This is a genomic window from Jiangella alba, assembly GCF_900106035.1.
In the GTDB taxonomy this organism is placed as follows: domain Bacteria; phylum Actinomycetota; class Actinomycetes; order Jiangellales; family Jiangellaceae; genus Jiangella; species Jiangella alba.
Genome location: NZ_FNUC01000004.1, coordinates 2,007,144 through 2,021,575, shown reverse-complemented (window position 1 = coordinate 2,021,575; position 14,432 = coordinate 2,007,144). Strand labels below are relative to the sequence as shown.

The window sequence follows — 14,432 nt, the reverse complement described above, 5'->3', positions numbered from 1 at the left end:
CCACCAAGGTGGCTGGTCTAGTACACCTCGGCGGCCTCGCCGGTGACCGACACCTCGTGGAAGCGGGCCCGGCCGTTGGCCGGCATCTCGAACCCCTCGACGCGGTCGCGGTACGCGACGTTGTTGCCGAGGTCCATCGGGAAGATGCCGACCGCCTGCTCCCAGATCAGCGTCGCGGCCTGCTCGTACAACGTGGCGCGCTCCTCCGGGTCCAGCGCCGACTTCGCCGCCAGCAGCAACTGGTCCAGCTCCTCGCTGCAGAATCCGTTGCGGTTCGCCTCGCAGGTGTACAGCCGGCCGAGCGTGTAGTCGGCGTCACCGGTGCCGACGCTGTTCGTCTGCAGGTTCAGGTCCCAGCTCAGCGCGTTGAGGTCGTCGATCCACTGGGCCCGTTCCTTCTCCAGCGGCTCGACCGTGATGCCCACTTCGGCCCAGTGCGACATCAGCGTCTGCGCCAGCGAGCGGATGTTCGCGCCGGACTCGCGCGGCCACTGCAGCGTCGTGCTGAAGCCGTCGGGGTAGCCGGCCTCGGCGAGCAGCTGCCGGGCCAGCTCCGGGTCGTACTCGTACGGCTGCTGCTCGCTGGCGCCGAAGACGTCCTGCGGGATCGGGCCGCGCGCGACCGTCGCGGCGTCGCCGAACAGGTCGGCCACGATGGTCTCGACGTCGACGGCGTGCCACATCGCCTGCCGCACCCGCGGGTCGGTGAACGGCTCGCGGCCGGAGTTGAACCACATGAAGTAGTACGTGTAGCTGGGCGATGTCTCGAAGACGATGTCCTCGTTGTCCTGGATCGACGGCGCCTGGTCCGGCGGCACGCCCGTCGTGAGGTCGACCTCGCCGGTCTCCAGCGCGGTCAGGCGGGCGGAGATCTCCGGGATGTAGGTGAACTCCAGCCGGTCCAGCTCCGGCGCGCCGCCCCAGTAGTCCTCGTTCGCGGTCATCACGACCCGCTCGTCGGGCAGGAACTCGTCGAACACGAACGGCCCCGAGCCCACCGGCGCCCGCCAGAAGTCCGCCGCGCCGATGCGATCGGCCGGGCCGACGAACAGCAGCGAGACCGTGCTGATCACGGTGCCCAGCGGCTGCGCCGTCCGGATCGTCACGGTGTGCTCGTCGGCCGCCTCGACCGCCGCGACGCCCGCCCACAGCGGCGCGAGCGGCCCGTTCAGCTCGATCAGCCGCTCCGCCGACGCCTTGACATCGGCCGCGGTGAGCGGGGTCCCGTCGTGGAACGTGACGTCGTCGCGCAGGTGGAACACCCAGGTCAGGTCGTCGGGGTTCTCCCACGACTCGGCCAGGACCGGGACGAACTCGCCGTCCTCCAGGCGGACCAGCGGGTCGAGCAGGTGCTGGACGATCTCCTGGACGCCCTCCTCGGCGGACTGCTCGCCGTGCGGGTCCAGCGAGACCGGCGCCACGCTCGGCGCGACGCGGAGCACCTGCTCACCACCCCCGGCCGCGCTCTCGTCGTCGTCCCCTCCGCAGGCGGCGAGGGCCACGGCCAGGACGGCCGCGAGGCCCAGTGCCAGCGGACGGTGTGCCCGGCTGCGCATCATGGCTTCTCCTTGTCAGGCAATGTGTAGGTGACGACCACGGGCTTGTGGTCGGAGGGCGCGACGCCCTCGTGGAAGAACTCGACGACCTCGGCGCAGCGCGGCCGCAGCGGACCGCGGTGGAACTGCCAGTCGATCGCCTTGGCCACCGGCTCCGGAGCGGCCCAGCCGGGGCGTTGACCTTGGCCTTCGCCCGGCAGCGGCACGACCGGGTGGGTGATCGGCGAGCTGCGGCCCAGCGCCGCGAACGCGTCGGCGAAGCCGGCCTCGCGCAGCACCCACAGCGGCCGCGCGTAGTCGTTGACGTCCGCGGTGAACAGGCACGGGCCGTCGCCGGCCAGCCGGTCCAGCGCCGCCACGATGTTGCGGGCCTGCCCGACCCGCGGGCTCACGTCGTCGGCGCGCTCCTGCGGGTGACCGGGCCAGGTCAGGTGCGCCGTGGCGTAGACGAACGAGCGAGTCTGTCGGTGCCCGCCCGTAGGGTGGGGGCCCTCCCGGCCGGGCGGGGTGTCACTGGCGCCCAACGCGACGTCGCTCAGACCGGGCGCCGCGTTGCTCCGCCCGGGCGCTGCGTCGCTCGGGCCAGGCGCCGCGTCGCTCCGGCCGGACGCCGCGTCGGTATCGCCGAGCGAGCGAGTCTGTCGGTGCCCGCCCGTAGGGTGGGGGCCCTCCCGGCCGGGCGGGGTGTCACTGGCGCCGAACGCGACGCCGCTCAGACCGGGCGCCGCGTTGCTCCGCCCGGGCGCCGCGTCGCTCCGCCCGGGCGCCGCGTCGCTCGGGCCAGGCGCCGCGTCGCTCCGGCCGGACGCCGCGTCGCCTCCGCCGGAGGGCCGAGCGCGTAGCCGCGCCCAGAACAGCCGCGCGTGCTCGGCCCTGATGCCGACGTCCTCGGCGCCGTGCTCCTCCAGCGTGAACAGGTCGTCGCGCCACCAGAGGTTGCTCTGCGTGCCCCAGCCGGGGAACGGGTCGTCCACCCGGCGGTGACCGGGCAGGGCGGCGTCGATGAGCTCACGCAGGCGCGGCGTCAGCTCCTGGACGGACAGCAGGTCGGGCGGGCGGACCTCGAACAGCGAGCGCAGCGCCGGCACCCGCGCGTCCAGGTGGTGGCCGCCCCAGAGGTTGTAGGTCATCGACACGAACGTGGTCACGCGGTCCTCCTCGCGGCCGCGACGTCGTCGTCCGCGGCGGTCGGTTCGGCGAGCGCGGTGCTCGGCTCGGCCCGGCCGAGTGGATCGTGGTTGTAGCCGGCCAGCCGCCGCGCAAGCGTCGTCCCGTCCGGGCCGACCAGCACGGACAGCTCGGTCACCGAGCAGTTGCCGGGCGGCTCGAGCAGGGCGTGGCCGCCGGCCGGCAGCCCCAGGGCCGCGGCGACGGCGACCCGGATCGGCCCGCCGTGGGTGAAGACCAGCGCGACCGGCTCGGCGACGAGCCGACCGGCCAGCTCCCGCAGTGCGTCGTCGACCCGGGCGGTCAACTGGGCGAAGGTCTCGCCGCCGCCGCGCGGGAGGTCCTCGCCGCGGCGGATCGCGGCGATCTGCTCGGGATATGCGGCCGCCACCTCGGCGGTGGTGCGGCCGCTCCAGTCGCCGTTGTCGATCTCGCGCAGCCGTGGGTCGGTGACGACGGCGGACGGGGCGAGGTCGAGGTAGGCGGCGGCGGTCTCGGTGACCCGCGGGAGGTCGCTGACGGCCACGGCGCCGACCCGCGGGTGGTGGTCGCGCAGCCACCGCGCCACCGTCGCCGCCTGGTCGCGGCCGCGGCCGGACAGCCCCGGCCCGAGCTGCCCCTGGATGCGGCCCTCCGCGTTCCACGTCGATTCGCCATGCCGGATCAGCACCAGACGCACCCGGCGGGCGCCGTCCACTGCCGGCTCGTCGACCTGCCATCTCGCGTTCACCGGCTCAGGGTCGGGCACCCCGCCGCGGCCGGGCAACGCGGTTCCGCCCTGTGCAACCGCGTTGCCCGAGCGGCCCGCCGAGCAGCAGGGTGGCCGGCGCCGGAGCACACGAGAGGTGACGATCATGGTGCGATCCACCCGCCGAGCGGCGGCCCTGCTCACCACGGCCATCGTCGCCGCGAGCGCCGTCGTGGCGGCGCCCGCGGCGAGGTCGGCCGACGCCGTCGCGGACGTCCTCGTCAGCGAGGTCGCCGCCGGCGGCCCGGGCGGCGCCGACGACGCCTTCATCGAGCTGACGAACTACGGCGACGCGCCCGCCGACCTCGACTCCTGGCGCGTCTACCACTGCGGCGCCAGCGGCAGCCGCGGCGCCAGCCCGCTGGTGCCCGCGCTGGCCGGGGTGACGCTGGCGCCCGGCCAGACGTTCCTGCTGGCGCACCGCTCGTCCAGCCTGGCCGCGACGGCGGACGCGGTGTTCGGCACGTCGCTGGCCGACGACGCGATGGGCGTGTGGCTGGAGGACGGCGACGCGCGGCTGGTCGACCGGATCGCGGTGTCGCCGGCGTCGCGCGACAGCATCTGCGGCCCGCCGGTGCCGAGCACCCTGGACTTCGCCCGCGGCCAGTCCTACCAGCGGGTGAGCGCCACCGGCGACGTCGGCGCCGACTTCGTCCGGGCCGCGCGCACGCCGGGCGCCGCCAACGCCGAGCGGCCGGACCCCGGCGTCCGGCGCGGCGAGGTGCTGGTCGGCGAGCTGGCGAACGGCGGCCCCGGCGGCGACGCCGACGAGTTCGTGACGCTGACCAACACCGGGGACGACGCCGTCGACGTCGGCGGCTGGCGGCTCTCGGTGTGCACGACGCTCGGGGCGCGGCAGACCGCGGGGGTGCTCGCGCAGGTCCCGCCCGGGACGACGCTGCCGCCCGGCGAGCGGCTGCTGGTGGCGCACGCGTCCGCGAACGTGCCGGACGACGGCGCCGTCCTGCGGTACGCGGACCCGGCGCTGGCCGAGGACGGGTTCGGCGTGCTGGTGGAAGACGCCGCGGGCACGGTGGTCGACGCCGTCGGCGTGTACGAGTCCGACGCCGTCCACGAGCCGGCCGTCGACAGCGCCTGCACGCAGGGCACGGCGCTGCCGGACCGGCTGGACTACCGGTCCGGCCAGACCTACCGGCGCGTCGCGGACACCGGCGACAACGCCGCCGACTTCGCCGTCACGGCCCCCGGCCCGGAAGAGAACCGGGCCGACGGCATCCGCGTCAGCGAGTTCTCGCACGACCCCGCCGCCCCGTTCGTCGAGCTGGTCAACGACGGCGACCAGCCCGCCGACCTCACCGGCTGGACCGTCGACCGCTGCCTGGCGAACGGGCGCCGGGCGCTGGAACCCGTGACGGTCCTCGACGGCGTCGCGCTCACGCCGGGCGGCACGCACGTCGTCCCGCTCACCGCCACGCCGCCGGACGAGGACGGCTACGGGTTCTCCGTGCACGACGCGGACGGACGCCTGGTCGACCGCGCCGGCGCGTACTTCGCGCTCTACAGCCCGTGCACCGACGGCGTCTCGCTGGTGCCGTTCCTCGACCTCGCGTCCGGCGAGACGCACCAGCGGTTGCGGGACACCGGCGACAACGTCGCCGACTTCGTCCGGGCGCCGGCGTCGCCCGGCGCGATCCCCGCCGACCTGCACGACCCGGCGGACATCCCGGCCGAGGAGCTGGAACCCGCCGATGTCGCCCCGTCGCCGCGGCCGCTGCCGCCGGCGCCGCTGACGCCGTCCGACGGGGCGGACGACGTGGCCGGCGACGCCGTCCTGTCGGCGCGGGCCGGGCACACCGCCGGCGACTCCGCCGATCTGACGTTCCGCGGCGGCCCGCGGCTGCCCGTGCTCGAGAACGCCGCCGCCGTGTTCACCGGCGTCAGCCCGGCGGCGCCGCCGTCGGAGCGGACGCTGCCCGGCGAGGAGCGGCACCGCGCCGCCGGCCTCGTCCGCGGAGAGGACACCGAGCCGCTGGTCACCGAGGCGACCGAGGGCTTCCCGTACCAGCGGTTCGAGCTGACGGTCGCCGACGACGCGCCCGCCACGTTCGACGTCGTGTGGACCGGCCGGTCGACCGGCGCCAGCGAGCTGCAGCTCTACGTCTGGAACCACCTGTCGGGCGCCTGGGAGCTGCTGGACGCCGGCACCGGGTCGGTCACCCTGACCGGCACGGTCGACGCCGCGACGGCGGTCCGCGGCCGCCGCGTCAGCGTCCTCGTCCAGGACGGCCCGGCGACCCGGCCCGCGTTCACCGGCGCCGCCGACCGCTCCTTCGAGGACCCGGCCGACTACGACTTCGCCATCGGCGTGCTGCCTGACCCGCAGCAGCTCACCGAGCAGTTCCGCGACGTCCACGCCGACCAGGTGTCCTGGCTGGTGCGCAACGCCGAGGCGCGCAAGATCGAGTACACCGCGCACGTCGGCGACATCGTGCAGAACTGGATGTGGGGCACGCACCTGGAAGGCCGGGCCCGCGACGAGTGGGGGTTCGCGTCGGACCTCATGGGCGTGCTGGAGGATGCCGGCATGCCGTACGGCATCCTGCCGGGCAACCACGACAACAAGTGGGGCCGCGACTCCGGCCTGTTCAACGAGTACTTCCCGCCGGAACGGTTCGCCGGCAGCCCGTGGTACGGCGGCTCCTGGCGGCCCGGCGACAACGTCAGCCACTACGACACGCTGGAGATCGACGGCGCGCCGTTCCTCGTGCTCAACATCGGCTTCGTGGCGTACCCGGACCGCGACGAGACGCTGGACTGGGCCGCGTCCGTCGTCGCCGCCCACCCGGAGCACAACGTGATCGTCACGACGCACGAGTACCTCAACCGCGACGCCGTACCCACCACGCCGGAGAACGACCGCTGGACGTCGCTGGGCGAGCGGATCTGGCAGCAGGTGGTGCGTCCGTACGACAACGTGTTCCTCGTGCTCAGCGGCCACGTCAACGGCGTGGCCCAGGCCGTCAGGCACGAGGACGACGGCCGCGTCGTGACCGAGTTGCTGACCAACTACCAGGGCTACCAGGCAGACGGGCTGCAGGACACCGGCTTCCTGCGGCTGCTGCAGTTCGACCTCGACAGCAAGACGATGTCGGTCAACACGTACTCGCCGTCGCGCGACGAGCACAACGCCGGCGAGTACTACGTGGCCGGCCCCTACGGCGACGAGGCGGACGAGTTCGTCGTCCCCGCCGACATCGGCGACGTCTACGACAAGCGGGTCGAGACCACCGGGTTCGCGCTGGCGTCGCTGGACGGGCTGGGCACGGTGCCCGCCGTCGACGGCGCGACGGCCGAGCTGGCCTGGGCCGGGCTGGCCGCCGGACGCCGGTACGTGTGGTTCGCCGAGGCGGCCGACGCCGCCGGCCGGTCGGCGCGGTCGCCGCTGTCCAACTTCGCGACGGCCGGCCGATGAGCGGCGACCGGCCGAACCTCGTCGTCGTCACGGCCGACGACCTGGCGATCTGGGCGGTGGGCTGTTACGGGAACGCCGAGATCCGCACGCCGCACATCGACGCGCTCGCCCGCGGCGGCACCCGGTTCACCGAGTTCTACTGCACGTCGCCGGTCTGCTCGCCGTCCCGAGCCTCGCTGCTGACCGGCCGCATCCCGTCCGCGCACGGCGTGCACGACTGGATCCGCGGCGGCAACGGCCACGACGAGCCGGGCATCGGCTACCTGGACGGTCTGACCAGCTATCCGCGGCTGCTCGCCGACGCCGGGTACACATGCGGCATCAGCGGCAAGTGGCACCTCGGCGACAGCCCCGTCCCGCAGCAGGGCTACCAGCACTGGTTCGTCCACCCCAGCGGCGGCGGCCGCTACCACGACGCCGTCATGTACCGCGACGGGCGCCGGGTCGACACGGAGGGCTACCTCACCGACGTCATCACCGACGACGCCACCGGCTTCCTCCGCGCGCGGGCGGGCGACGGGTCGCCGTTCCTGCTCAACGTGAACTACACCGCGCCGCACAGCCCGTGGGTCGACCAGCACCCGCCCGACCTCGTCGACTCCTACGCGGACTGCGCCTTCGAGAGCTGCCCGCAGGAGACCCGGCACCCGTGGATCGAGCAGCATCCGATCGAGCTGGACAACACCGAGCAGAACGCCGACCCCGCGCGCGGCCCCGTCACCGTCCGCGACCACCTGCAGGGCTACTTCGCCGCCGTCACCGCCCTCGACCAAGGCGTCGGCCGGATCGTCGCCGAGCTGCGCGCGCTGGGCCTGGAGGAGCGCACGCTGCTGCTCGTCACCAGCGACAACGGCTTCAACTGCGGCCACCACGGCATCTGGGGCAAGGGCAACGCGACGTTCCCGCAGAACATGTACGACTCGTCGGTGAAGGTGCCGATGATCGCGTCGATGCCCGGCCGCGTCCCGGTGGGCGAGGTCGACGCCATGCTCAGCGGGTACGACCTGCTGCCGACGCTGCTGGAGGTCGCCAGGCTGGCCGAGCGGATGCCGTCCGGGCTGCCGGGGCACAGCTTCGCCGCCGAGCTGACCGGCCGGCCCGCGGGCGCCGACCGGCCCGTCGTCGTGTACGACGAGTTCGGCCCGACCCGGATGATCCGCACCCGCAACACCAAGTACGTCCACCGCTACCCGTACGGGCCGCACGAGCTGTACGACCTCGTGCGCGACCCTGACGAGCGGATCAATCTGCTCGCCGACGAGCGCGTGCTGGACCGCGGCGAGCCGGACCGCCGGGCCCGGGCCGCCGAACTGCGGACGCTGCTCGAACGGTGGTTCGACCGCTACGCCGATCCTCGCCGCGACGGCCGGGTGCAGGCGGTGACCGGACGGGGCCAGCTGCGGCCGGTCGGCCGTCCCGGCGAGGAGGCGTTCCACCCGTTCGAGGCCCGCAAGCAGCTGGACGCCGCCTACCGCGACCCGCCGCCCTGACGCAGGGCCTCGAAGCCCGCGATCAGGGTGGTCAGGGTGAAGTCGAGGCGCGATTCCATCGTGACGGGGCCGTCGGCGAGCGCGGCGGCGAGGACGGGGTGGTCGTCGCCGACGGCAGGGGCGTCGACGGCCGGCTGCGCCTGTTCGCCGGCGTAGGCGAGGTGCTGGCCGACGACGGCGCCCGCGACCGCGTAGATGAGGTGCAGCGCCGTCCGCGGGGCGAACCCGGCGTCGCGGAGCACGCGCAGCGACTGCTCCAGGATGGCCAGCGTCCGCGGCGTGACCGCGGTCCGCGTCGCGAACAGCAGCACGGCGCCGGGATGCTGGGTGAGGCCCCTGTGCAGGTCGGCGGCGTGCCCGGCGACGACCTCCTGCCAGCCGGCCGGCTCAGGCGGCGGGCGCAGCGACTCGGCCAGCACGTACTCGACGATGGCGTCCTCGAGGCCCTGCTTGTTGCGGACGTGGTGGTAGAGCGTCATCGCCTCGACGTCGAGCTCGCGGGCCAGCTTGCGCATGGACAGCGCCTCGACGCCGTCGCGGTCGGCCAGCCGGACGGCGGCTCGGAGCACCTGGTCTCTGGTCAGGCCCGCGTGCTTGCCCTGCACTCGCGACCGGCCCACGGCTGCCCTCCTTGCATCACTTACGGCGTAAGACTAGCATCGTCAGCAAGTCATACACCGTAAGAGATCGGAGATCGGCCATGTCGGTGGGGAACGAGGTGCGCACGAGCCGCTGGAGGAGCACGGTGCAGGCGCTGCAGATCGGCGTCGGCCTGCAGGTGGTGTGCCTGCTGCTGCCGCTGCTCGACCTGTGGGTGTTCGGCTCGGTCGAGGGAAACGTCGAGTCCGCCTACCCCCAGTGGGACGCGAGCGAGGTGACCAAGGACCGCAACGCGATCGTCGTCGCCCTGTTGATCGTCGGCGTGCTGGGGCTGGCCGGATGGCTGGTCTCGCTGTGGGCGGTGCGGCGCGACCGCGCCGTACGGGCCACCGTCACCACGATGTTCGTGCTGGGCATGAGCACGCTCGCCACCATCGCCGGCGCCGGCGGCGACCCCTACGAGCAGTACGTCCCGCTCTGGCTGGGCAGCACGATCCTGGTGCTGCTCGCCCTGCCCGGCCTCACCGCCGTCCTGGCCGTGTGGTTCCGCGAGCGCGGCGTTCGCTAACGTCGCGGATCGTGACGCTGCCCTATGACGACTGGTTCGGTCCGGACGCCTTCGACGCGACCTACGGCTACGACCTCGACGCGCTGCTCGCGGTCGGCGCGCCGGACGAGCCGCCCGGGTTCGCCGAGTTCTGGACGTCGTTGTACGCGCGTGCATTGGCGGTCGACACCGCGCCGGTCGTCCGCCCGGCTGCCGAGCCCGGCTGGCACGACGTCGAGTTCACCTCGCTGGACGGAGTGCGGCTGGGCGGCTGGCTGTGGCTGCCGCCCGGCGACGTGGAGCGCGCCGTCGTCGTCGGGCACGGGTACGGCGGCCGCGCGCAGCCCGATCCTGGCCTCGACCTCCCCGGCACCGCCGTCCTGTTCGCCGCGTCGCGCGGACTGCCGGAGCGCGGGCTGGTCCCGGGCATCCCGTCCGTCAGCGGCGAGCACGTGCTGCACGGCATCGAGTCGGCCGCGACCTACGTGCACGGCGGCTGCGTCGCCGACGTCTGGTGCGCGGCGTCGGCGCTGCTCGCGCTGCTGCCGTCGCCGCCGTCGCGGGTCGCGTACGCCGGGGGCAGTTTCGGTGGCGGCATCGGCGCGCTGGCGCTGCCGTGGGACGAACGGTTCGACCGCGGCGCGCTGACGGTGCCCAGCTTCGGCCACCACGACCTGCGCCTCACCATGCCGTGCACCGGCAGCGGCGAGGCGGTCCGGCTGCACGTCGCCCGGCATCCGGAGGTGCGCGAGGTGCTGCGCTACTTCGACGCGGCGACGGCGGCGCGGCGGCTGCGCATCCCGATGCTGGTCGTACCGGCGCTGTGGGATCCGTCCGTCCCGCCGCCCGGCCAGTTCGCCGTCCACAACGCGATCCCGGGCGAGAAGGAGCTCGTCGTGCTGCCCGCCGGGCACGCCGAGTACCCGGGCCAGGACGCCGAGGACGAGCGCCGCGGCGCCGCGCTGCGCACGTTCCTGCTCAGTTGACCTCGAGCACCCAGGGCCGGCGGTCGCGGTCGGGCGGGCGCAGGTCCACGTCGAACGCCGCGCCGACGACGGCGGCCAGCGCGGGCGCGTCGCCGGGCGCCGTGGGCTCGGCGCACAGCAGCCGCGCAACCCGGCCGCGGGTGGCCTTCGCGCCGTGCGGCGACCCGGGCACCCGCAGCACCACCCAGCGATCGGCCAGCTCCGGCCCGGGCCGCCAGAGCGGCGCGTAACTGCTCGACCGCAGGTCGACGACCACCCCGGCGCCGGCGGCGGCCGTCAGCACCGGGCCGAGCCGGGCCCGCCAGTACGCCTCCAGCCCCGGCGCCTCCTCCAGGCCGTCGAGCTGCGCGCAGATCGGCAGCCGGTGCGCGGGCACGCGGTCGCCCAGCCGCACCGCACCCAGCAGCGACGACACGATGACCACCCGGCGCCCGGCCCGGCGCAGCGCCGCCGCCTCCAACGTCGCCGGATCGAACGCGTCGTAGAGCACGCCCTGGTACAGCCGCGCCGCCGCCACCGCGGGCGCCGTCCGCACCTCCACGTTGCGGGCCACCTCGGCCGCCGCCCCGGCCGGCGCCTCCAGCCTCCGCATCGCGTCGGGCCGCGCGCTCGTCGCCACCATGCCGTCGAGCACCCGGACACGGGCCTCGGTCAGCTCCGGGAACGAGAGCCGCGCGAGGTCGAGGCCGCGGCCCCGGGCCGGCCGGGCCTGCGTCTCCGACGGAGGCAGCACGATCAGCACGGCTCCAGCGTAGGCCCGGCAGCGTTCGCCGACCGTTCGCCCGCCGGCCACGCGGGCGGCAACGTTGCGGGAGCAGGCTCCCGGTCATGCGCCGATCCGCCGTCCTCGCCGCCGTCCCGCTCGCCCTCACGCTCGCGCTGCCCGCCGCCGGCGCTCCGCCCGCGACGGTGACCACCGACAACGAGACGCCGGTGCTGTACGACGACGATGAGGGCGGGAACGCGTCGGGCGACGACCCGGCGATCTGGGTGCACCCGGGCGACTCCCGCCGCTCGATCGTCGTCGTGACGGCGAAGGAGGGCGGGCTGCGGGTGTACGACCTGGCGTCGCGCGAGCTGCAGTCGCTGCCGGCGACACCCGCGCCGCGCGCCGACGGCGTCGACGGGCGGTACAACAACGTCGACATCGCCTACGGCGTCCGCGTCGGCGGCCGCACGGCCGACGTCGCGGTGGTGTCGGACCGGTACAACGACCAGCTGCGCTTCTTCACCATCGACCCGGCCGGGTCGGGCGCCATGACGCCGCTGCGGGAGGTCACCGCGCCGGAGCAGGAGTTCCTGTTCAACCCGGATCGTGTCGCCGTCGACGACGAGCAGACGGCCTACGGCGTCGCGGTCTGGCAGCCCGGCACCGGCGAGACCTACGCCGTCGTGACGCAGGAGGGCACGACGACGATCGCGACGGCCCGCGTCACGCCGCGCCGCGACGGCACGGTCGGCTACACCGAGGTCGAGCACCTGGACCTGCCGGACCGGTTCCCGCTCCCCGGCGGCCGCACCTGGATCCCGTGCGAGGAGCCCGGCGTCGCCCCGCAACTGGAGGGCGTCGCCGTCGACCAGCGCACCGGCGTGCTGTACGCGACCCAGGAAGACGTCGGGCTGTGGCGGATCCCGCTGCCGCTGGGCCCCGGCGGGCCGCGGCTGATCGACACGGTCGCCGACTTCGGCATCGACGACGTGTACGACGAGGAGACCGAGGAGTGCGTGCCGGCCGACCCGGCGCAGCCCGGTCTCGGCGGGCCGAACCTGGTCGCCGACGCCGAGGGCGTGGACGTGTACTACGCACGCGGGCGGGTCGGCTACGTCATCGTCTCCAGCCAGGGCGACGACCGGTTCGCCGTCTACTCGACGCAGGGCCGCAACCGCTCGCTCGGCACCTTCCGCATCGCGGGCGACGGTGTCGACGACGTCAACGGCTCGGACGGACTGGCCGTCACCAACCGCGTCGTCGGCGACTACCGCGAGGGCCTGCTGGTCACCCACGACGAGCCCGAGACCGGCCCCGGCGTCGACCCGGACCGCGACGCCACCAGCTTCTCCTACGTCGACTGGGGCCGGATCGCCGACGCGCTCGGCCTGCAGGTCAGCACCGCCGCCGGCAACGACCCGCGCCTGCGCTGACGGGCGCCCGGCGCGTCGCGCGAGGGCCGGCGTGTCGCGCGAAGCCGACGTTGTCGGAGCCCGCCCGTAGGGTGGGTGCCCTCCCAGCCGGGCGGGCCATCGCACCCGGCGGACGTCACACGCGCCACACCCAGCAGGCCCCGCACCCGACCTGCTGTCACACGCGGCGACCGGCGCGTCGCGCGAAGCCGACGTTGTCGGTGCCCGCCCGTAGGGTGGGTGCCCTCCCAGCCGGGCGGGCCATCGCACCCGGCGGACGTCACACCCAGCGGGCCTCCCGCCCGGCACACCGCCGCACCCAGCAGGCCGCCACACGCGACTGGCCGCCATACCCAGCGGCCGTCACACGGGGCGGCCGAACTCGGCGTACACCGTCTCCCCGGCCTCAGCCGCCACCACCGCGGCGGCCAGCCGGCGGGCCATCGACGGGCGCAGGCGGTCGGTCGCAGCGGCCAGGGTCAGGAACTCGACGCCGGCCACCTCGACGGGGTCGGGCACCATCCGGGCGACCGTCGCGGCGTCCAGCACGCCGCCGTCGAACACGAACGCGAGCTGGTCCGGCCACGGCCCGTGCACCGGGATCCAGTCGACGACCAGCGCGCGGCCGATCGGCAGCGCCAGTCCCAGTTCCTCCTTGACCTCACGCCGGCAGGCCGCCAGCGGCGACTCGCCGGCCTCGGCCACGCCGCCGGGGATCTCCAGCGTCGGCTTGTAGGTCGGCCGCAGCAACAGCACCAGCCCGGCCGTGTCGCGCACCAGCGCGCCGCCGGAGACCGACTTGCGCGGCAGCCGCGCGGCGACACCGGCGTGGAACTCTCGCTCCGGCTCGCCCTCGGCGCGTACGTCATCGTCGAAGCCCGTCACGGAACCAGGATCCCAGTCGCCGCCCAGCGACATTGCGGCCGGGAAGTGACCGGAAGGCGTCCTAGCGTCGGGGCATGACGAACAACGCACCCACCTCCGTCCTGGTCACCGGCGCCACCGGCAACGTCGGACGGCCACTGGTCGAGCAGTTGCTCGACGCCGGGCATCGGGTCCGGGCCCTGACCCGCGACCCGGAGCGGGCCGCCCTGCCGGCCGCCACCGACGTCGTCGCGGGGAACCTGGAGGACGCGCGCAGCCTCGACGTCGCGTGCGGGGGCATGGACGCGGTCCACCTGGTCGCCTTCGCCGGCGAGGAGACCGTCGAGATCGCCGCGCGCAAGGGCGTACGCCGCGTCACGCTGCTCAAGGGCGACCCGGAGAAGACCGACCTGGAGCGGGCCATCGAGGCGAGCGGCCTCGACTGGACCTACCTCGCGCCGGTCGAGTTCATGTCGAACGCGCTCGAATGGGCCGAGTCCATCCGCGCCGAGGGCGTCGTCCGCGACGGGTTCCCCGACATCCCGAGCGCCATGGTGCACGACGCCGACATCGCGGCCGTCGCGGCGGCGGCGCTGACGGGCGACGGCCACGCCGGGCAGGAGTACTGGCTCACCGGTCCGGAGGCGCTGACCGCGCCGGAGAAGGTCGCGGTGATCGCCGAGGTGCTCGGCCGACCGATCCGGTTCGAGGAGCTGACCCGCGACCAGATCGTCGGGCAGTGGCGCGCGCAGGGCTTCTCCGACGACGACGTCGAGTTCTTCCTGATGATGCGGACGAACCCGCCGGAGGCCGGCTACACCGTGCTGCCGACGGTCGAGCAGGTGACCGGGCGCCCGGCGCGGACGTTCGCGCAGTGGGTCGCCGCCAACCGGGCGGCCTTCGGCAGCTAGGTTGCTAGC

The 14,432-nt window shown here is 74.6% G+C and carries 12 protein-coding genes; 6 read left to right on the top strand and 6 right to left on the bottom strand.

The annotated features are described in order from the left end of the window. Window positions 1–17 precede the first annotated feature (17 nt). From BLV02_RS27305 to BLV02_RS27295, 3 genes are read right to left on the bottom strand one after another with little or no spacing between them, the layout of a single operon-like run. The gene (locus tag BLV02_RS27305) at window positions 18–1,559 is read right to left on the bottom strand and encodes an ABC transporter substrate-binding protein (protein WP_069112406.1); all 1,542 of its coding nucleotides are present in this window, start codon (window positions 1,557–1,559) and stop codon (window positions 18–20) included. Next, the gene (locus BLV02_RS36770; protein ID WP_069112405.1) at window positions 1,556–2,704 is read right to left on the bottom strand and encodes an endonuclease/exonuclease/phosphatase family protein; all 1,149 of its coding nucleotides are present in this window, start codon (window positions 2,702–2,704) and stop codon (window positions 1,556–1,558) included. Before BLV02_RS36770 ends, BLV02_RS27305 begins: the two co-directional genes overlap by 4 nt. Continuing rightward, window positions 2,701–3,453, bottom strand: coding sequence for a histidine phosphatase family protein (locus tag BLV02_RS27295; RefSeq protein ID WP_171906781.1), 753 nt, complete (start codon window positions 3,451–3,453; stop codon window positions 2,701–2,703). Before BLV02_RS27295 ends, BLV02_RS36770 begins: the two co-directional genes overlap by 4 nt. A 124-nt stretch (window positions 3,454–3,577) precedes the next feature. Here BLV02_RS27295 and BLV02_RS27290 point away from each other — a divergent pair, with 124 nt between their 5' ends. Beyond that, window positions 3,578–6,904 (top strand): lamin tail domain-containing protein, encoded by a 3,327-nt coding sequence (locus BLV02_RS27290; protein WP_171906780.1) that lies wholly within the window; start codon window positions 3,578–3,580, stop codon window positions 6,902–6,904. Next, a complete protein-coding gene (locus tag BLV02_RS27285; protein WP_069112652.1) occupies window positions 6,901–8,394 on the top strand; it encodes a sulfatase-like hydrolase/transferase in 1,494 nt (497 codons plus the stop codon). Before BLV02_RS27290 ends, BLV02_RS27285 begins: the two co-directional genes overlap by 4 nt. On the opposite strand, the gene BLV02_RS27280 is transcribed toward BLV02_RS27285, so the two are convergent. After that, window positions 8,373–9,014, bottom strand: a complete 642-nt coding sequence (locus tag BLV02_RS27280; RefSeq protein WP_069112402.1) for a TetR/AcrR family transcriptional regulator C-terminal domain-containing protein — start codon at window positions 9,012–9,014, stop codon at window positions 8,373–8,375. The genes BLV02_RS27285 and BLV02_RS27280 overlap by 22 nt on opposite strands. Window positions 9,015–9,094: 80 nt before the next feature. On the opposite strand from BLV02_RS27280, the gene BLV02_RS27275 reads away from it, so the two are divergent. Together BLV02_RS27275 and BLV02_RS27270 are read left to right on the top strand one after the other, a co-directional pair. Further along, window positions 9,095–9,562: a hypothetical protein gene (locus tag BLV02_RS27275; RefSeq protein WP_069112401.1), complete on the top strand. Its 468-nt coding sequence runs from the start codon at window positions 9,095–9,097 to the stop codon at window positions 9,560–9,562. An 11-nt stretch (window positions 9,563–9,573) separates the two neighbouring features. Further along, a complete protein-coding gene (locus BLV02_RS27270; RefSeq protein ID WP_069112400.1) occupies window positions 9,574–10,527 on the top strand; it encodes an acetylxylan esterase in 954 nt (317 codons plus the stop codon). Here BLV02_RS27270 and BLV02_RS27265 read toward each other — a convergent pair. Continuing rightward, window positions 10,520–11,269 carry a YaaA family protein gene (locus BLV02_RS27265; RefSeq protein WP_069112651.1) on the bottom strand — a complete coding sequence of 250 codons (750 nt, stop codon included), beginning with the start codon at window positions 11,267–11,269 and terminating at the stop codon, window positions 10,520–10,522. The two genes, BLV02_RS27270 and BLV02_RS27265, sit on opposite strands and share 8 nt — an antisense overlap. Window positions 11,270–11,355: 86 nt before the next feature. Between BLV02_RS27265 and BLV02_RS27260 the strand changes: the two genes are divergently transcribed. Beyond that, a complete protein-coding gene (locus BLV02_RS27260) occupies window positions 11,356–12,669 on the top strand; it encodes a phytase (protein ID WP_069112399.1) in 1,314 nt (437 codons plus the stop codon). Window positions 12,670–13,011: 342 nt separating this feature from the next. On the opposite strand, the gene BLV02_RS27255 is transcribed toward BLV02_RS27260, so the two are convergent. Beyond that, window positions 13,012–13,533 (bottom strand): NUDIX domain-containing protein, encoded by a 522-nt coding sequence (locus BLV02_RS27255; RefSeq protein WP_216094307.1) that lies wholly within the window; start codon window positions 13,531–13,533, stop codon window positions 13,012–13,014. Between the two features lie 74 nt (window positions 13,534–13,607). Between BLV02_RS27255 and BLV02_RS27250 the strand changes: the two genes are divergently transcribed. Next, window positions 13,608–14,423: an SDR family oxidoreductase gene (locus BLV02_RS27250; protein WP_069112397.1), complete on the top strand. Its 816-nt coding sequence runs from the start codon at window positions 13,608–13,610 to the stop codon at window positions 14,421–14,423. The last annotated feature ends 9 nt before the right edge of the window (window positions 14,424–14,432 follow it).

Excerpts from the sequence above, each read along its gene's own strand:
- BLV02_RS27305 (WP_069112406.1), bottom strand. The coding sequence starts at position 1,559 with ATGATGCGCAGCCGGGCACACCGTCCGCTGGCACTGGGCCTCGCGGCC.
- BLV02_RS27290 (WP_171906780.1), top strand. The coding sequence starts at position 3,578 with ATGGTGCGATCCACCCGCCGAGCGGCGGCCCTGCTCACCACGGCCATC.
- BLV02_RS27285 (WP_069112652.1), top strand. The coding sequence starts at position 6,901 with ATGAGCGGCGACCGGCCGAACCTCGTCGTCGTCACGGCCGACGACCTG.
- BLV02_RS27275 (WP_069112401.1), top strand. The coding sequence starts at position 9,095 with ATGTCGGTGGGGAACGAGGTGCGCACGAGCCGCTGGAGGAGCACGGTG.
- BLV02_RS27260 (WP_069112399.1), top strand. The coding sequence starts at position 11,356 with ATGCGCCGATCCGCCGTCCTCGCCGCCGTCCCGCTCGCCCTCACGCTC.
- BLV02_RS27250 (WP_069112397.1), top strand. The coding sequence starts at position 13,608 with ATGACGAACAACGCACCCACCTCCGTCCTGGTCACCGGCGCCACCGGC.